Origin of the sequence: uncultured Finegoldia sp. (genome assembly GCF_947252345.1) — a bacterium.
Lineage (GTDB): Bacteria > Bacillota > Clostridia > Tissierellales > Peptoniphilaceae > Finegoldia.
Genome location: NZ_CAMXVC010000015.1, coordinates 1 through 19064, shown reverse-complemented (window position 1 = coordinate 19064; position 19064 = coordinate 1). Strand labels below are relative to the sequence as shown.

The following is a 19064-nucleotide window of genomic DNA, read 5'->3' as shown; positions in this document are numbered from 1 at the left end:
TCAAACAACTTTAGTTGATACAAATAAATAAAATTTTTTATGAATTTTTTAAATTTGAACACAAAAAAACCAAGAGAAAATATTCCGGAAAATTCACCGGCAATTTCACTTGGCTTTGTTTTATTTGTTTTCTTGGTTTTTGTGTCGTTGTTCAGCCTCTTTTTTGCTGTAAACACATCCGCAGTAATCTTGTCTGTAAAGGTCGAACTCCTTGGACAATTCGATTGACCTTTTGTATCCATTTTTCTTTTTGAAATCCGAATGCAAGAATCTCGTCTTGTGAACTTTTTCCAAATTCTCGCCAATTTCATTAATCCACTGACTGTTTTTGTGTGGGCTGACAGATAAAGTCGTCGTTACAAAATCAAATCCCATCTCATCCGCAATCTCGAATGTCCTGTCGATTCTCAAATCATAGCACTCGTAACAGCGTCTGGATTTTTCTCCTAAGTCTTTGTATTCTTCTACTCTTTCGTAAAATTCTTCCGGATTGTACTTGTCGACAATAATATCAATCGGATATTTTGCTTTTGTTTTTTCGATAACTTTTTTCTGCTCGACAACTCTCTTGTCAAATTCATTTTTGGGACTTATGTTGGGATTGTAAAACAAAATTGTTATTTTAAAAAATTGTGCCAAATACTCCAACACATAGCTAGAACAAGGTCCACAACAGCTGTGAAGCAGGAGAGTTTCTCCCCCGTTTAATTTTTCAATTGTTTTGTCCAGTATTTTTTGGTAATTCTCCATAAAAATCCACTATCTTTCTCTGCTCAGAAATAACAAAATCGGCTTTTGCATCTATGAGTTCTTGTCTCGGTCTAAATCCCCAATCAACTCCAACGCTTGTGACCTTTGCATTTTTGCAAGTTTCAATGTCGGTGTTTGTATCTCCAAAATAAACAATTTCTTTCTTTTTGATTTTTAGTTCATCGACAATTTTGTCTAGCAAATAAGGATTGGGCTTTCTTTTTGTTTCGTCTTGTAATGCTGACACATAATCAAAAAACCCCTTCGGAAACAATCTGTTCAATATTTTTTCCGCCGCTGGAAGTGTCTTGTTCGTGCAAATACACAACAACGCATTTTTTCGTTTTAATTCTTCCAAGCTTTCTCTTATGTTGGGATACAATTTTGTTTTCGTATCGTTAAAATTATTGTAAAAGTCGATGTAAGCTTCGTAAATTTCATCGAATTTTGAATCAACTTCATTTTTGTCCAATCCATCTCTTTCTATCAAATAATCCAGAGATTTCCTGACTAAAATCTTGGGGCCATCACCCAAAAAATAGTTGAATTTTTCTTTTTCAACTGGTTTTAATCCATACTTTTGTGATGTTTGATTGAAACAATAATTTATCATCTCCAAAGAGTCAATCAATGTTCCATCCAAATCAAATACAAACACTTTTTTCATTATTTTAGCCTCGATTCGTATAATGCAATTGAGCAGGCAATCGGCAAGTTCAACGAGTCAACATCTTTCGATTGACTTATGAAAGTTTTGTTTTCCAAGTAATACTCGCCGGTTAATCCCTTGCCCTCATTTCCAAACGCTAAGCTGTACGGCTTTTTGAATTTAACCTCGCTTAGTTCGACAGATGTTTCATCCAATACAAAAGAATAAATGTTGTTGTCGGGATAGTTTTTCTTGTAATCTTCTAAACTGTTAAATTGTTTTATGTTCAACTTGAAAAAAGCTCCCATACTCGCTCTTATGACTTTAGGGTTGTAGACATCGCACGTATTGGATATAAGCGCCAAATCTCTGTACGAAAAAGCCAGCATACTTCTCATAATTGTACCCAAATTCCCCATATTATCAATCCCGTCCAACAAAATATGATTGTGACCTTTCAAATCAGATTTTTCTTTTTTGAAAATCCCAATCACATACTCCTTGTCTTTGAGTGAAATTTTGTTGATTTGTTTGTCGGAAATTGTGTAGTGTATTTTGTTTTTATTCAACAAATCTATAAGTTTATCCTTGTCATTAAAATCTTCAGAAATTAAGACCTCTTCTACAAGGTCAAGCCTGTTTTCGATAAGCTCAATTGTTGGAAAAGGTCCCATTGTATAAGAATATTCGAGATTTTTTTTGTATTTAATATACTTTTTCATCTATACTCCATTGCTAAAAATCCACATTTTTTTTATTTGTGGTTGTAATCTTTTGTAGCTCCATTTTTTTTGAGAATTGATAAGGCTGTTTGGGTCGTTTATTATTATATTACCGTCCTTGTCAATTGCACTAATAACCATAACGTGACCGACTCTTGTAAAATCTCCGGGTCTCACCGAAATTAAAATAAAATTTTTCTTTTTTATGTTGTATTTGATTGTGTTGTAGTCGGGATTCACTTGCACCGCTTTCAATCCGTATTTGCTTGCGATGAAAGGATAGAAATCCCAGCTCGTTCCATCGGAAGACGAAAATCCGTTTCTGTCGCTTTCTTCTGCAATCAACGCCGGTGTAATTGAATTGTCTTTTTTCATAGTTGACAACACCATCGCACAGCTCGTTGGTCCACAGCCTGTGTAGCCAATAATCCCGTAGCCGTATTTTTCATATCCCCATCTTCTATCCCACTGCAAAAACAAAGGGACATCGGACTGATTGGCTTTTGTATGGTAGCTGTAGTCGTTTTTTATTGAAGGGTCAATGGTTTTTGCCACGAAATTTACCGCAGTGTAGTTGTTTCCAGCAAGCTTCAGCAAAGAAATATGAATGTCGTCGGCATGTTTCATTATCAATTTCGCGTTTTTATTGTACTTTGCGAATATCTCCAAATTGTGAAGAAGTTCATTTCTCTTGTAAGTGTTGACAAAGACATTTTCATTTTTCAAAATTTGTCTGAAAATTTCCTCATCATCACTAGGTTTTTCCAAATTCTGCTCGTTATTTTCTGGTTTTTTATCTGTAGTTTCTCGTGAAGAATTTTTTTCCATTTCTTGCAACATTTTTTTGTTTGCAATGTATTCTTCTTTATGTGTTTTAAATTTTATCATTAAAATTAAGATAGCTAAGACAATCGTCGCGAAAAAAATTCTGCGTTTAATAGATTTTCTGCGTTTATCTCTTAGATATCTGTCATGATTATCGATTTTCAACAAACCACCTCATTTATATAATTATATCATACACAAATTAAATTATTACAAAATTATGACAACTTTATAAAATTGTAACATTGTTTGGGTATAATAAAAATAGAGGTGATAAAATGAGTGAATTTTATAATTCAATTTCAGAAAGCTACGAAGATATTTTTAAACCGAATGAAAAACAAATAAATTTTCTAGTTGAAAAAGCTAAGTACAAAATCTTAGATGTCGCTTGTGCGACGGGAAAAGTTGCTGCGAAAATGAAGGAAAAAGGATTTGATGTTGTAGGCATTGATTTGGAGGAGAAATTCGTTGACATCGCCAGAAAAACTAATAAAATCAACGCTGTTTTGATGAATATGCTCGATATTGACCAACTAAAAGATGATTTCGACTTGATTTACTGCATCGGAAATTCTCTCGTGCATTTGTCTAGTGCAAAACAAGTTGACGAGTTTTTGAAAAAATCATACGACAAGTTAACAGAAGGAGGAAATCTTGTAATTCAAATAATAAACTTCTATCCTTTTTTAAAAGTTGAGGGAGATTTTCTGGGTTCACTTCCAACAATCAAAAACGATAAAGTTGAATTTGTGCGAAAATATTTCAGAAACGACGATTACATCAGATTCAACACGGTTATGAGTGCAAATGCAAAATCCATCGAGAACAATGTCGATTTGCTTCCAATTACAGCTGATGAATTGGTGAATTTGTTGGAGAAAAACAAATTCAAAAACATAAAGAGCTACGGCGGATTTGACAAATCAAAATTCGACAAGAAAACTTCCACGCCACTTGTAATCTGTGCGAATAAATAACAATACCTCCCTGTGAAAGGGAGGTTGTTTTAAAACTTCATATTCTTTTTTATCGAACCAAAAATCCCACGAGCAATGTCTCTGCCGATTTGTCGTGTGAAACTACCCAAAATTGAGTTAATGCTTTTGGTTGCAAAATCTTCAAGTTCAGATTTTTCTTTTTTTGTCGATTTTTGTGGTGATTGTTCAGGTTCGATTTGTCGTTCCAATTTGTTCTGAAGAATTTCGTAAGCGGATTCTCTGTCAATTGACTGAGAGTATTTGCTGTAGAGCGGAGAGTTTTTTACGATGTAATCAATGTCAGATTGAGAAAGTGGCGTAAATGACGAGTGTGGAGGAAGAACAAGCCCTTTTTTCGTCAAACTCGGTGCTCCATTTTCATCCAAAAAAGATATCAACGCTTCTCCAGTTCGCAAGTTCACGATTTCATCTTTAATGTTGATTTTACCATCGGTTCTAAATGTCTCGGAAATTTTTCTCACCGCTTCTAATTCTTTCGGAGAAAAAGCCCTCAACTGATGGACGATTCTATTTCCAAGTTGAGATGACACAGAATCGGGAATGTCCAACGGATTTTGTGTAACGAAAAATATTCCAACTCCTTTTGAGCGAATAAGTCTTACAACTTGCTCTATCTTGTCCATTATCATTTTGTTTGCGTTGTCAAAAAGCAAATGTGCTTCGTCAAAAAAGAATACCAACTTAGGAATTTCTGGATTTCCAACTTCTGGCAGCGACTCGAAAATCTCCGACAGTAACCACAACAAAAACATTGAATACATATTTTTGTCGTTTATCAATTTGTTGGCTTGAATTATGTTTATAACACCTTTTGAATTGGAATCTGTCCTCATCAAATCTTCAATTGCCAAACTCGGCTCGCCAAAAAATTTATCCGCACCCAAATCTTCGATGAACAACAATTTTCTCATAATTGCGCTGATAGTTTGAGTTGTTATGTTGCCATATTTTTTCGAATAAACCGCTTTATTTTCTGACAAATAGTTGAGGATAGACCTCAAATCTTTGATGTCCAACAGCAACAATCCTTCTTCGTCTGCCACTCTGAATGCGATGTTGAGTATTCCCGACTGAGTGTCATTTAATTCCAAGATTTTCGACAACAAAATAGGCCCCATTTCCGATACTGAAACTCTAAGCGACAGTCCGTTTTCTCCATAAACATCCCACAATGTGACAGGATAATTCTTGAACTCGAAATCAGTGATATTCATCTCATCAAGTCTTTGTTTTATGTTGTCATTCATCTCTCCTACAGATGCCAAGTCGGACAAATCGCCCTTAACATCTGACAAAATCGTAGGCACACCTAGTTCTGAAAAATATTCGCACAACACTTTCAAAGTAACAGTCTTGCCACTTCCAGTCGCTCCGACTATCATTGCGTGCTGATTTACTTTGTTTGAGAGAAGCTCGATATTCTCATTCCCCTTTGCTATCAATAACTTTTCCACTATTTCCTCCGCATTTCTATTTCTCTTGTATAATCTGTTTCAAATCAATAAAATTAAACGTTGCTTTCCTGTAAAAAACTTTTGTTTTCTTATACTTGTTGTAGTTGTTGTACGCTGTAACTGCACACACTGAAAGTGCGAACACCAACAATGTGTATTTCCCAAATATCAAATATAAAATCATTCCCATAATCACATAAGATATCGGGCTGTAATCAAACGGCTGGTCGTAAAAAACACTGTAGAGTATTCTGTCAATACATATTACTACCAATAACAGCCACCCATACATCGCCAAATTGAGTGTATTTGATTCTAATAAATTAAGAATTATTGCTGGAACAAAATACACTCCCGCTCCAATTATAGGTACAAATGAAAGTACCGTTATAAAAAACGATTTGACAAAAACATGGTCAACCTTCGCACATTTCAAAAATAGTACAGACGTCAATAAAACTAATATTATTTTCGAAACCTCGTAACTTTTCTCATACAAAACTATTTTCTTTAAATTCTCTTTCATTTCTAATATCCCGGCTTTTCTAATAATTTAAACATTTGCTTCTTGTATTCTTCAACTCCTGGTTGATTAAAAGGATTCACTCCCAAAACGAGAGCGGATATGGCTACCGACATCTCGAAGAAGTAAATCATATATCCCAAATTTTTTTCGTTGATTTCGTCAATGCTTATCATAACGCAATCGACATCCGCTGACTTGTGAGCTTCCAACGTGCCAAGCATCGCCATTTTGTTGACATAATCCACGGATTTTCCTGCAAGGTAGTTCAATCCATCAAGGTTTTTTTCAGTTGATTTTATCGCCAAATCTCTCTTTGGATTATCGACGGAAATCACCGTTTCAAAAATATTTCTCTGTCCACCCTGAATCATTTGTCCCAACGAATGCAAATCAGTCGTGAAATTGCACGCCATCGGGAAAATTCCCTTGCTGTTTTTGCCCTCTGATTCCGCAAATAACTGCTTGAACCATTCTGAAAAGTATTTCAATTTCAACTCATAATTGACTAAAATCTCGATATCCTTTCCATTTCGATACATATTGTTTCTGAAACAAGCGTATTTCAATGCTGGATTTGACTCATAATCGAGCTTTGTCAAATCGATTCTTGCCGATTTTGCCCCTTCAAGCAAAAGACCGATGTCGATTCCTTTCACAGCTATTGGCAACAACCCGACAGAACTCAACACAGAAAATCTTCCACCAATATCATCTGGAACGACAAATGTTTCGTATCCATTTGTGTCCGCTAATTGTTTTAATGCGCCCTTTTCTTTGTCAGTCGTTACAAAAATCCTGTTTTTTTGTTCTTGTTGTGAGTATTTTTCATCCATCAACTCTTTGATAAATCTAAACGCAATCGCAGGTTCAGTAGTAGTTCCGGATTTGCTGATGACATTGACCGAAAAATCCCTGTCTTTTAAATAATCCAAAAGTTCGGACAGATATGTGGACGACAATTGATAACCCGCATAGATTATTTTCATAGATTCGTCTTCAAAGTAATCTTTCATACAGTAATCAATAGCCTTTGCGCCAAGATAGCTTCCACCGATTCCAATCACGACAAGAACATCAGAATTATCTCTGATTTTTTCTGCACAAAACTTTATCCTATCGACCTCTTTTTGTTCATATTTTTCGGGCAAATCAATCCAGCCTGTGAACTCTTTTCCCTCGCAAGATTTGTCCAACAACTTTTCCAGCGCATTAATAGCTTCATTTTGTAACTTCCTAGCATCATCCTGACTAGTTGTGTTTGAAAAATCTACCTTGAACATATTATCCTCCTACAAAACTTTCAGACTTACCATAACAATATCATCATCTTGTTCCAAAAATCTGAACGATTCCAACTCCGTCAACACAGTATCAATTCTTTGACTTGGAACTTTCATTAAATCTCTCTTCAGCCTTTCTTCGCCGTAAAATTCGTTATTAAAGCCTCTAGTTTCTGTGATTCCATCAGTGTACATTATTATCTCATCTCCACTCGAAAGCAAAATATCTCGTTGTTTAAACTCAACGCCTTCGAACAACGGCGAGATTGGATGACCCGTCACCTTCAACTCCTGCATATTCGAATTGGTAATCAAAAGTGGAATGCCATTGTGCCCAGCATTTGCATACGAAAAAATCTTGAGTTTTTTGTCGTAAAGCCCATAAAAAATCGTAAAATACTTGTCTATTGCCAAATTCAACTCGCTAAACGATGTGTTCAAATCCTTCAGAACTCTTTTTGGCCTTGAATCTGTAATTCTACTGACCAAATATCTCATCGTCTGTCGTATAAACATCGTGAGAATTGATGCAGCAATTCCATGACCCACAACATCGGCGATATAAATTCCCACAAATCTCTCGTCAATGTCTATGCAATCAATGATATCTCCCGACAAATCCCTAGAAGAAATATACCTGTAATCCAAGTTCAATCCAACATGCTCACCCTTGCTAGGGAGAGTTTTGTTTTGAATGTGCTTTGCGAAAATAATCTCATCTTTTATGTCCTTACTGGCATTGATAAGATCAATCTGAGTTTTAACTTCTCTGGAAATATCCCTGAAAACTTCGACAGTGCTCACCACTTCTCCATTTTTGTTCATAACTGGAGAAGAAGTTATAGAATAATCTATTCCCTTTATTTTTCTTTTTTCTTTGATTGTGCAGTTCAACCTGAATTTTCTGTCTGCCAAGCACTTTGGAAAATCCTCGCTGTAATCCAAATAGCAATTCACGCCGATTGGATTTATGGGCATAGAATCTATCATACTTTTATTGGCAAACACAATGACTCCGTCCTTGTCGATAACTCGAACCAAATCCTTCATCGAGTTAAGAACTTGAAAATCAGAGCCGTCAAAACAACTCACACAATCGTTAGATTTCTTCTCCAAAAATTTTCCTCCTACTTAGGTCTCGGCCCAAAATACTGGTACAAATAGCATTTCATATTTCCATTGTACATCTTTCTATTCTTAGACGATTTCGTGCCGTAAAATTTCTCGAAATCTTCACAATCAGTGATTATATACTGTGATTGTGTCGTGAATTTTTTCATTTTAATTCCCAAATCCGCATAAATCTTCTCAGCCTCTTTCTTTTCGCCAAGCCTCTTTCCATAAGGTGGGTTCGAAACCAAAACAAAGTAATTGTCTTTTAACACGACATTTCGAAAATCTCTCGTCACAAATCTGATATCTTCTCGAACTCCAGCATTTTCTGCATTTTCGATGGCTTTTTCAATCGCAGAACCGTCAATGTCGCTCGCAAAAATATCAATCTTACTATCGTAATCTATAATTTCCAACGCCTTTTTTCTCTCTAATTTGTATGCGTCGTTGAATTTTTTGTTAAAATTCATAAAATCAAATTTTCTGTCGATTCCAGGTGCAATATTCCTGAATTTCTTCGCAGCTTCGATTGCAAAAGTCCCACTTCCACAAAACAAATCGACAAAAGGTCTGTTTTTTGATGCGTACGACAAATCAATAATGCCCGCCGCCAAGTTCTCCCTAATCGGTGCCAGAACGCTCGATTGCCTATAGCCTCTTTTATGCAGACCATCTCCGGATGTATCCAAAGTTATTGAACACACATCCTTCACCAAGCTGACTTCTATCCTGAATCTATTTTTTGATTTTTCAAACCAATCAATCTTGTATTTTTTCTGAAGCGACTTGATTATTGCCTTTTCTGTAATCGACTGACAATCCTTAATAGAAAATAATTTAGACTTATAACTTCTACCTTCTACTATGAATTTGGAATCAGCTTCGAGAATATCCGACCAATTTATTTTACTCACGCCATCGAAAAGTTGCTCAAAAGTAAACGCCTTAAAATTCCCCAACTCAATCAGCACCCTGTCGGCGCATCTCAGATTTATATTCAGCTTTGCGACATCTCTTTCATCGCCATTTAATGATATTCTTCCGTCATTCACATCCAAGTTTTCAAATCCCAAATCCAAAAGTTGTCGTTTAACTACACTTTCCAACCCAAATGCACAAGTTACAATTATTTTCAAAATTATTTCCTCCATATTTATATATATTTTATCATATTTACAATGTTTTTTATCAATTAATAGTTCATAAATCAAAACAAAAAAAATACTGCAACGCAAAATTCACGTTGCAGCCAAATAAATATTAATTTAAAGAAATATCTCCGCTTACAGTTGCGGCTGTGATTTTAAAATCATCCTCTGTGAAAGATTGAGTGTGAGATTTGCTGATTGTTTTCGAAACTTCCTTGTAGAAATTTTCAAATTGAATTTCGCCGCTCACAGTTTTAAACTCTGCACAGCCTTTCTTTTCTTTGACGTCAATCTTGAAGTCACTCGAAACACCCTTCAAATTCATATTTTTGTTTTCATCCAATTTTACATCTACATCGCCACTTACAGTATGCACGTTCAAATCTGGACAGTCAGATTGCACATCTACATCGCCACTTACAGTATTCACAAAAATATTTTTTCTGCATTTAAATACTTTAACATTTCCACTCGCTGTGTTCACGTTGACATTGTCAGACTCCGTAGATATAAAAACATCTCCACTAGAGCTGTTGCAAGTGACATCGTTGCTAATGACATCTACATGGACATCTCCACTTGCAGTTGCGATATTCAATCCCAAATCGCTGTCTTTTGGAATCTTGATAGAAATTGATTTGATGAAACTCTTTTGAAAGATTTTTTCCATTTTCACCTTTCCAAGCTTCAACACGTGATTCATATAATCAACATCTAATTTCTGAGATTCATCCGTCGTATTGTAAGTCACGAATACTTTGTCTAAGTCATGAGTTGAGATGTCGATATCCGCATTTGATTTGACTTCAATTCTATGAAAATCATTGTCAAACTCCAATGTTTGTTGTGTCAAATCGTAATCTTTTTCTTTTGATTGTTCAAAAATTTTCGAACTAAAGAAATCTCCAATGCTGTCCAAATTGAACATACTGAAAAAGTTGTTTTCTCTTATAATTCCAGCTTCCTTGCATTCATTGAATATTTCTCTTGGATTTCCGAGTTCTTTCGAGATTTCTTCCTCGGTTTTTCCATTCTCTAATCCTATTTTGAAATGTTCTTCATAATCATTTTTAATTTCACTATAAGTAGTTTCATCGACATTTCTGAAATAATAATCCAAAAGTTCCATAAATTGTTCTTTGTTCATTAAAAATCCTCCTCCAATAAGGCCTTCACTCTCTCAACCAATTCTCTGTAATCTTCAAGTTGTGAGTGCAAATATTTTTTTCCTTCTTCTGTTATCTTATAGTATTTCCTAGATGGACCCGATTCTGATTGCTCAGTGTAATCTTCCAAGTATTTGTCGTTTTTCAATCTTCTGAGCATTGGATAAATCGTTCCCTCACTCATTGGTATCTTATCTTTAATCTGATCTATAATTTCGTATCCGTAGCTGTCTTTTTTAGATATAACCGATAAGACACATAATTCCAATATTCCTTTTTTTAATTGTGTGTTCATATCTTACCTCCCGATTACATTATATAACACAGTAGTAAATATTACAAGGTATTATGTAAAATTTTTTACTACAAAAATTTCAGCTGTTCAAAATTTGTACCGCTCAAATTAGCAGCAGTTATTCCAAGCAATCGCACGGGCTTATCAATTTTAGTGTTGTAGGCCAAATACTTTACAATTCTCAAAATATCCGAAGAATCCTTGATGTATTCGTCAAGTGTCATCGATTTAGTGATGACTGTAAAATCATTGAGTTTAATCTTAATTCTTATAGTCTTGGCTTTTAAATTTCTGTTTTTCAAATCAATCGACAATTCCTCACTGAACAGCTTTGCTTTTTTAATTAGTTCAGCATAATTTTTAATATCTCGTTCAAAAGTGTACTCCACACCAATAGATTTTCTAATTCTTGACAACTCTAACTTTCTACTATCAATCCCTCGTATTCTCTCGTAAATGACTTCTCCGAATTTGCCAAACAAATTCACTAGATTTTCCCTCTTTAAATCGTACAAATCGCAAACTTTCTTTATACCAAGGTCATTTAATTTCTTCTCCGATTTTTTCCCAATTCCTTGAATTTTGCCGACATCCAAGTCCATTAAAATATCTGGAATATCATCTTCAGTGATTATTTTAATTCCATGCGGTTTGTTCCAATCCGATGCAAGTTTTGCAAGGCTCATATTGTAGCTGATGCCTATTGAAATCGACAAACCCGTCTTCACCCTTACATTGTCTTGAATCATCTTCGCAAGCAACTCTCTGCCCATATCTATGTGCGAAATATCCATACAACCCTCATCAATACTCATTTTTTGAATTTTTGAGGAAAACAACGACAAAACTTTGAACACATTTTCGCTGTGTTGTCGATATTTTTCAAAATCCGGCTTGACGATGACAAGATTGGGAACAATTTTTCTAGCCTGAAAGATAGGCATTGCAGAATGAAGCCCGTATTTTCTAGCCTCGTAATTTGCAGTTGTAATAATCCCTCTTTGACTTCTTCCTCCTACAACCATCGGAATGTGTTTCAATTGTGGATTGTCGAGAATTTCGCACGATGCAAAAAAAGCATCCAAATCAAAATGCAAAAAATTTAAATCCATAATTTATCCCCCTAATAAAAAAGCCCTCATTAATAGAGAGCTTAATCGTTAATTTTCAAATTATTTGATGATATCCAAGCGTCATAAGATTTCATTGAATCCGCACTTTTTACAATAGCATGACACCAAACTCTATGTCCCGAATCTGGCTTTGCCTCGTAAATATACACTTCGCTTCCAACGGGAACTGTGGAAACAACCCTTGACTTATTGGGTTGCTCATAAAGTTTAGCAGATTCGCTCGTAACAAGATATGTTTTTCCAACTAATTTAATACACATATCTATCAACCTTTGGTTGCGACTCGAACCTTCCGATTGGTTTGTACCAGCATTTTCAGAATCCTCTTTTTCCTGTTTAAGATTTTCAGCTGATTCCTGAGCTAACTTTTCTGCTTTTTCCCTCGCCTCTTTTTCTTTTTTCTCAGTAAGGGCCTGTTGTTTTTCTTCTTCCTTCTTCTTGTTTTTGAATTTGTCCTGAGCCTGTTCAATATCTTTTATACTTTCAGTGATGAGTTTCTCATGCGGCATTATTTTTGCATAAGACTTTAACAAACCCAAGCTAGCTTCGAAATTTTCATCTTCAGCAAATGAGTCAGAAGTTATAATTACCTTTTGTGTCGTTTCCTGTAATCTTTGTTGTGCCTTTTGATAATTTACGCTGTCATTTTGAACAACTTTCAAAAAACTTTTTGCAGCATCCAAATACTTCGCATCGTTTAAGTAATTCAAGCCGTAATTGTAGTTATTTTGCGATGACAAAAGCTCAACAGCACCTCTTTTTTTGTCGATGTAGGAACCATCATTTGTTTTATCATACAATTCACTGTAATAATCAACCGCCTTTTGATAGTTTCCATCTGCTATACATTGTTCTGCCAATTTATTTAATTTTTCTGCCCTTGAGGAATTAAATATATTTAATCCCGCAAATACTATAATAAATATTACAGCAGCTGAAATCACTGCTAAAATAATATTTTTTTGTTTCATTCATTACACCTCTATAATATTCTAATGAATACAATCTAATAAGTCAATAAACGAAAACGTTATATTAAATTTGTAAATTTCTATGTTTTCACACAAAAAATAATGGAGTATTTTAAAAATACTCCATTTATTTTTATTAAAAGTTTATTAACTTTATTTCATTGGTTCGTCAGCTGTAAGTTCGATTTCGCTCCATTTGAAATCATCTTTGTTAGTGTCTTGAACGTATCTTGTATCGAACTTCTTAACTCTCTTGTTAATTGGAATTAAAGCTTCTCTGTAAAGAGTTGGAATCAATGGAACATGGTCTTCCATAACTTTTGCGAAATCTTTGTAAGCTTGTGCTCTTTCTTCATCAGAAGATTTACCATCAGCTATCTTGTCTAATGCTTTTTGCATATCATCATTAGTGTATCTGTAATAGTTGAATGATGCGTTCTTACTGAATAATCCTGATGGATCTGGGTTAGTACCAGTTCCCCAAGTGCCTTGGAATATGTCGATTTCAGGGTCATCATTTTTAACTTTTTCATAGAATGCGTTGAACTCAATCAATCTTCCGCCAGTTAATTGAACATTCAATCCAACTTGTTTCCAGCATTGGATGTAGTATTGTGCTAATGGCTCAGCGATTTCTCCACCTGCCATTGAAGCAAATTTGATTACAAGTGGTTTACCATTTTTGTCTTCTCTAATACCGTCGTTGTTAACATCTTTGTATCCAGCTTCGTCTAATAATTTTTTAGCTTTTTCTGGATCGTAGTTGTAACCTTTTAATTCACTGTTGTAGTAATCTTTGAAGATTGGAATAATAACAGATGTTGCTTGTGACCTATATCCTAGATAGAATTTTTCACCAACTGCATTGTTATCAATTGCATAACCCATTGCTTTACGCAATTTTTCGTCAGCCATTTTAGCGTTAGGGTCTACTACAACTTGTCCTTTTGCTTTGTCCCATTTACCTAATTTAAATCCGATGTAAGTGTAAGCCATATCTTGTAGTCTTGCTACGTTGTATCCTTTTAATTCTGATATTTCTTTGAATGTATCTGAAGGTGCTCCACCTGCGATATAATCGTATTTACCAGCTTTCAATGAAGCTAATATTTGTGAAGTTGGAACTACTTCCATTACAACTTTGTCAAGTTTTGGTTTTCCACCCCAGAAGTATTCGTTTGGTTTAAACTCAACAGATTGTCCTGGAACTACATTTGAAATGTAGAAAGGTCCTGCAGATTTAGGGTTCTTTCTTACTGCTGGTGAAGAAATCAAATCTTTTACTGGTATGTCTTTAACTTGTTCATAGTTTGTAGGTTCAGCCCAAATTCCTGCGCCCCATTTAATTGCTGGTTTCCATTCTTTGAATTGAACTTGTACAGTTTTGTTGTCTAATTCTTTAACACCAGAAATGTCTTTTGCTTTTCCTGCATGATATTCTTCCATACCAACGATGTTAATCATATCGTCATCATAACGAACTCCTGGATAATCTTTGTTACCAATTATCAAGTAGTTGATTATAATATCTTTTGCAGTTACTGGTTTTCCATCATTCCATTTAAATTTGTCTGATAATTTGATAGTTGCAGTTTTTGCTTTTTGGTCCCATACAAATTTGATTGCACCTGAATCTCTTAACTCTAAGCTTTCGCCTGCATTTGAGTTAGAATACATTGTAGAACCAATAATGTTCCAGTCGTAGTTGTCATCATACAATGTGTGGTTGAACACACCTTTGAATGGTGAATCTGTAGGAATACCTACTTTGAATGTACCACCTTTAATTGGAGTACCTTCTCCTTCAACTACAACTCCACCGCCCATTTTTTCACCGACAATATTGCCTTTATTGCCGCTGTTTTGAGCTTGAGTTTCTTGCTTCTTACCAGAATCCGATGATTTTCCATCGCCTTTTTTAGCATTGCCGCACCCTGTAAGTACAAATGCCAATACTAAAAACATTGCCAATAATGATTTAAATTTGTTTTTCATTATTTAATCCCCCTTATCCTTTCCTTTGTTTAGCATCGGAAGCCCTTCTTAGTGCTTGACCGATGTAATTTATACACAACATCATTACTAATATCAATAATGATGCAGGTAACCATACGTATAATTTGTCTTGAATAACCTCTGGCTTTCTCGCTAATGATACCAACGTTCCAAGAGATGGATCTGATGGTGGTAAACCAAAGCCTAAAAAGCTCAATCCAGTTTCAATTCCAATATTTCCTGCGAAACTTAGTGTCATATCTACTATCAATATTGAAGAAATGTTAGGCAAAATCCCTGTAAACATTGTCTTCAAATCACTTGTTCCCATTGTTTTAGAAGCATTGACATAGTCTTTTTTGCTTTCTGCAAGTGCTTTTGATCTGACAAGTCTCGCCATTCCTGTCCAGTAGAATATTGTAAATATCAACACAAATGAGAACATCGAATATTTTGGAACTATTGTAACGAATACTATGATTATCATCATCGTAGGTAGAATTTGAATAAAATCTATAATTCTCATTATAATGTTATCCAACCATCCACCGTAGTATCCGATAAAAAGTCCAACTATAATCCCTACTACTGATGTGAAAACTGTTACTGCTATACCAATTACGATTGAGTTTCTAGCACCGATAATCAATTGTCCAAGAAGGTCTCTACCACCTTGGTCTGTACCTAAAATGTGACCTGCAACTCCTGGAGGTGAGTATGAGTTCATTATATCTACAGTCATTACTTTTTCCTTGTCAAGAAAAAGTGCTCCGACAAATATTCCTATCCATAAAATTGCCAGTAATATCAAAGACACAATCGCCAATTTGTCTTTTTTAAATTCATTAACTATTACTTTAAATCCTGTTGGACTATCTTTAGCAAGGTCTTTATATTCTTCAAGTTGTTCATCTGTTACTTTTTTCTCTTTCATAAAAACCCCCTAATCTATTCTTATTCTTGGATCTACTATGCTCATTATGATATCACTCAACAACGAACCACATAGTGTCAAAAATCCGTAAATCATTATAAGCGCTGTCATTACTGAGTAGTCTCTTTGATTTATGCAGTCTACGAAAAGTGAACCCATTCCTTGGTAACCAAATATAGTTTCAATCATTATAGAACCTGCTAAAAGTCCTGTTATTTGGAATCCGAAGAATGCAGCTATCGGCAAAAGTGAGTTTCTGAAAATGTGCTTGCTGTAAACTTTTTTGATTGGAACACCTTTTGCTCTTGCAGTTCTAACGTAGTCTTGGCTTTTTGAATCAACTACTTCATTTCTCAAATATTGGATAGTACCGATAGTTGTAAGTATCGCATAAGATATCGCTGGTAGTAGCATATGGTAGATTTTACTTAATACAGCAGCCATACCTCCTTGTGCAGCTGCGTCAAGGCTTATAATTCCGCTTGTAGGGAATATTTCAAACTTGTATCCAAATATCAATAGCATAATCAAATAGAACACGAATCCCGGTGTTGCTAATGCCAAGAAGTTGTACAAGTTTACTGCCTGATCGAATAGCGAGCCGTTGTATCTTCCTGCGTTAATACCTAGTGGAATAGCTATTGCATACATTATCAACAACGAAAACAATGATAAGAAAAATGTGTTCTTAGCTCTTTGACCGATTACATCTTTTACCGGTAATTTTTGCGTATATGAAATACCGAAATCACCTTTTGCTGCATTGGTTACCCATCTTTCGTATTTCATATACCAAGGATCGTAAAATCCTGATTTTATTTTCAGTTCTTCTTCAACCTTTGAGTTACCAGTGCTTGGTGTTATTTTCCCTGTGAATGGGTCACCAGGCATCATTTGAGCTACAAAAAATATAAATAAGCTTAACACTATCAACTGAGGAATCATTATCAAAAATCTCCTGATTATTGTCTTAATCATTTATTTTTCCTCCTTTCTTGAAGCTACGAAATGAGTACCATTAAATTGTACTAAATCATATACTGAACCATTTGCATCGTAGTAGATGTTTTTTTGTTCGTCGAATTGTTTCTCGATAGATTGTCTAGCTTCTCTAAGTTCTTTTCTCTTTTCAGGTTCAATTTGAGGAATAGCTGCGATAAGTCTTTTAGTGTAAATGTGTTGAGGATTTGCGTATAATTCTTCTCTAGTTCCCGTTTCAACAAATTTACCATTGTGCATTATGTAGATATAATCACACATATGTCTTACAACTCCCAAATCATGTGAAATAAAAATGTAACTTAGGTTAAATTCTTTTTGTATCAACTTCATATAGTTTAAAACTTGTGCTTGAACTGACAAATCAAGTGCACTAACTGGCTCATCTGCAACGATTAATCTTGGATTACAAGCAACCGCTCTTGCTACACCGATTCTTTGTCTTTGTCCACCTGAAAATTCAAATGGATATTTGTAAATCGCACTTTCGTTAAGTCCAACTATATCCAATAATTTTAGCACCTTGTCTTTTTCTTCTTTTGGTGTTAATTTTTCAAAATTTCTAATTGGCTCTGCAATTATATCTAAAATTCTTTTTTTAGGGTCCAATGAACTCATAGAGTCTTGAAAAATCATTTGAACATCTTTGTTGTAGTTGATTTTTTTTCTGTAACGTCTACTTGTAACATCTTTTCCTTCGTAAAGAATGTGTCCAGCAGTTATTTTTTCAAGTCCTACAATGGCTTTACCAATTGTAGATTTCCCTGAACCTGATTCACCTATCAATCCGTATGTTTTTCCTTGTTCAATATCCATACTGACACCGTCAACGGCCTTGATGTATCCTTGAACTGTATTAAAAAATCCCCCACGAATTGGATAGTGAACTTTTAAATCTTTAACTTCTAAAAACCCCATAAACTCCTCCTATTCGTCTTTGAAATGGAAATTTTTCCAGCAAGTACAACGAACCATATGTCCATTTCCTACATCGTGTAGTACTGGATTTTCTTCATGTTCACTCTTATCAATCCAAGAAATACGAGGTGCAAATCTGCATCCTTTCCTTGGCAAGTCTTTAAGAGAAGGAACCATTCCTTCTATTACGTGTAACTGGTCAGTGTCCGTGTCTGCTTGAGGAATTGAATTTAATAAACTTCTTGTATATGGATGAAGTGGGTTTTTGAACAACTCATCCACAGGTGCTATCTCAACGATTTGACCTGCATACATTACACAAACTCTGTCCGCTGTCTGAGCTACAACTCCCAAATCATGTGTAATTAAAATAATTCCTGAGTTCATTTGTGATTGTAGTTCTTTGATTAAGTCTAGAATTTGTGCTTGAATTGTAACATCGAGAGCTGTTGTAGGCTCGTCTGCTATAAGAACGTGAGGTTTACAACTCAAAGCTATTGCTATGATAACTCTCTGTCTCATACCTCCTGATAATTGATGAGGAAATTGTCTAGCAATTATCTCTGCATTTTCAATTCCAACCTTTTTTAAAAGCTCTACAGCTTTTTGCTGTCTTTGTTTTTTGTCTAGGTCTGTATGATACAACAAAGCTTCTTCAATTTGTTCGCCAATTCTCATAAGAGGATTCAACGATGCCAATGGGTCTTGGAATATCATTCCAATTTCTCCACCTCTGAGCTCGTTGAATTGTTGTTCGGTGTAATTTAAAATATTTTCTCCTTTGTAGATAACCTCTCCTTGAACTTTTGTATAATTCATATTATGTAAGCCCATTATCGTTGTTGCTAGAGTTGATTTTCCACAACCAGATTCACCGACCATCGCCAACACTTCGTTTTCGTACAATTCAAACGAAACACCGTCGACTGCATCATAATAATCGTCTTTTATTCTAAAAGCTGTGTGCATATTATTTACTTCCAATATTTTATTATTAGCAGACATTTAATGCTCCTTTCAGTTTAGTTTTAATACTGCAAAATTCTATTTAAAATTTGCATTATTAATAAAAAATACTTTATCTCATTATAGTGAGATAAACCAGTTTTGTCAATTATTATTTATTATTAAATTTAAAATTTCAGTATAAAATATGCTTTTATTATGTTTTACTGTATTATATTG

At 34.8% G+C, this 19064-nt stretch carries 19 protein-coding genes; 1 reads left to right on the top strand and 18 read right to left on the bottom strand.

The window, feature by feature from the left end; all coding sequences use genetic code 11:
• Window positions 1-120: 120 nt before the first annotated feature.
• Genes Q0X02_RS04280 through Q0X02_RS04265 form a run of 4 tightly spaced genes read right to left on the bottom strand, consistent with a single transcriptional unit; the run spans window position 121 to window position 3111 of the window.
• Window positions 121-750, bottom strand: a complete 630-nt coding sequence (locus tag Q0X02_RS04280) for an epoxyqueuosine reductase QueH (protein ID WP_297812070.1) — start codon at window positions 748-750, stop codon at window positions 121-123.
• Entirely contained in the window at window positions 713-1417 is a 705-nt protein-coding gene (locus Q0X02_RS04275; protein ID WP_297812067.1) for an HAD family hydrolase, read from the bottom strand. The genes Q0X02_RS04280 and Q0X02_RS04275 overlap by 38 nt, the downstream gene beginning before the upstream one ends.
• On the bottom strand, window positions 1417-2121 hold the full coding sequence (locus Q0X02_RS04270) for an RNA methyltransferase (protein ID WP_297812065.1): 705 nt from the start codon (window positions 2119-2121) through the stop codon (window positions 1417-1419). The genes Q0X02_RS04275 and Q0X02_RS04270 overlap by 1 nt, the downstream gene beginning before the upstream one ends.
• Window positions 2122-3111 carry a C39 family peptidase gene (locus Q0X02_RS04265; protein WP_297812062.1) on the bottom strand — a complete coding sequence of 330 codons (990 nt, stop codon included), beginning with the start codon at window positions 3109-3111 and terminating at the stop codon, window positions 2122-2124. It lies immediately after the preceding gene.
• Between the two features lie 113 nt (window positions 3112-3224).
• On the opposite strand from Q0X02_RS04265, the gene Q0X02_RS04260 reads away from it, so the two are divergent.
• Entirely contained in the window at window positions 3225-3926 is a 702-nt protein-coding gene (locus Q0X02_RS04260) for a bifunctional 2-polyprenyl-6-hydroxyphenol methylase/3-demethylubiquinol 3-O-methyltransferase UbiG (protein ID WP_297812059.1), read from the top strand.
• 29 nt (window positions 3927-3955) lie between these two features.
• Here the strand turns inward: Q0X02_RS04260 and Q0X02_RS04255 are convergent, their stop codons facing one another.
• The 14 genes from Q0X02_RS04255 to Q0X02_RS04190 all read right to left on the bottom strand — a co-directional run bounded on the left by Q0X02_RS04255 (window position 3956) and on the right by Q0X02_RS04190 (window position 18884).
• A complete protein-coding gene (locus tag Q0X02_RS04255) occupies window positions 3956-5401 on the bottom strand; it encodes a helicase HerA-like domain-containing protein (protein ID WP_297812056.1) in 1446 nt (481 codons plus the stop codon).
• A gap of 16 nt (window positions 5402-5417) precedes the next feature.
• Entirely contained in the window at window positions 5418-5927 is a 510-nt protein-coding gene (locus Q0X02_RS04250; protein WP_297812052.1) for a hypothetical protein, read from the bottom strand.
• A gap of 2 nt (window positions 5928-5929) precedes the next feature.
• Window positions 5930-7207: a glucose-6-phosphate isomerase gene (locus tag Q0X02_RS04245; RefSeq protein WP_297812049.1), complete on the bottom strand. Its 1278-nt coding sequence runs from the start codon at window positions 7205-7207 to the stop codon at window positions 5930-5932.
• 9 nt (window positions 7208-7216) lie between these two features.
• Window positions 7217-8323, bottom strand: a complete 1107-nt coding sequence (locus Q0X02_RS04240) for a SpoIIE family protein phosphatase (protein WP_297812046.1) — start codon at window positions 8321-8323, stop codon at window positions 7217-7219.
• Window positions 8324-8334: 11 nt separating this feature from the next.
• Window positions 8335-9456: a class I SAM-dependent RNA methyltransferase gene (locus tag Q0X02_RS04235; RefSeq protein WP_297812044.1), complete on the bottom strand. Its 1122-nt coding sequence runs from the start codon at window positions 9454-9456 to the stop codon at window positions 8335-8337.
• Window positions 9457-9580: 124 nt separating this feature from the next.
• Entirely contained in the window at window positions 9581-10615 is a 1035-nt protein-coding gene (locus tag Q0X02_RS04230) for a DUF4097 family beta strand repeat-containing protein (protein ID WP_297812041.1), read from the bottom strand.
• Window positions 10615-10929 (bottom strand): PadR family transcriptional regulator, encoded by a 315-nt coding sequence (locus Q0X02_RS04225; protein ID WP_297812038.1) that lies wholly within the window; start codon window positions 10927-10929, stop codon window positions 10615-10617. The genes Q0X02_RS04230 and Q0X02_RS04225 overlap by 1 nt, the downstream gene beginning before the upstream one ends.
• Window positions 10930-10997: 68 nt before the next feature.
• Window positions 10998-12041, bottom strand: coding sequence for a DNA polymerase IV (locus tag Q0X02_RS04220; protein WP_297812036.1), 1044 nt, complete (start codon window positions 12039-12041; stop codon window positions 10998-11000).
• 41 nt (window positions 12042-12082) lie between these two features.
• On the bottom strand, window positions 12083-13033 hold the full coding sequence (locus Q0X02_RS04215) for an SH3 domain-containing protein (RefSeq protein WP_297812033.1): 951 nt from the start codon (window positions 13031-13033) through the stop codon (window positions 12083-12085).
• Window positions 13034-13186: 153 nt separating this feature from the next.
• A complete protein-coding gene (locus tag Q0X02_RS04210; RefSeq protein WP_297812030.1) occupies window positions 13187-15028 on the bottom strand; it encodes an oligopeptide ABC transporter substrate-binding protein in 1842 nt (613 codons plus the stop codon).
• Window positions 15029-15041: 13 nt separating this feature from the next.
• Window positions 15042-15962 carry an ABC transporter permease gene (locus tag Q0X02_RS04205; RefSeq protein WP_297812027.1) on the bottom strand — a complete coding sequence of 307 codons (921 nt, stop codon included), beginning with the start codon at window positions 15960-15962 and terminating at the stop codon, window positions 15042-15044.
• Window positions 15963-15971: 9 nt separating this feature from the next.
• The gene (locus tag Q0X02_RS04200) at window positions 15972-16940 is read right to left on the bottom strand and encodes an ABC transporter permease (RefSeq protein ID WP_297812024.1); all 969 of its coding nucleotides are present in this window, start codon (window positions 16938-16940) and stop codon (window positions 15972-15974) included.
• Window positions 16941-17879 carry an ATP-binding cassette domain-containing protein gene (locus tag Q0X02_RS04195; protein WP_297812020.1) on the bottom strand — a complete coding sequence of 313 codons (939 nt, stop codon included), beginning with the start codon at window positions 17877-17879 and terminating at the stop codon, window positions 16941-16943.
• Between the two features lie 9 nt (window positions 17880-17888).
• Window positions 17889-18884: an ABC transporter ATP-binding protein gene (locus tag Q0X02_RS04190; protein ID WP_297812017.1), complete on the bottom strand. Its 996-nt coding sequence runs from the start codon at window positions 18882-18884 to the stop codon at window positions 17889-17891.
• Window positions 18885-19064 lie beyond the last annotated feature (180 nt).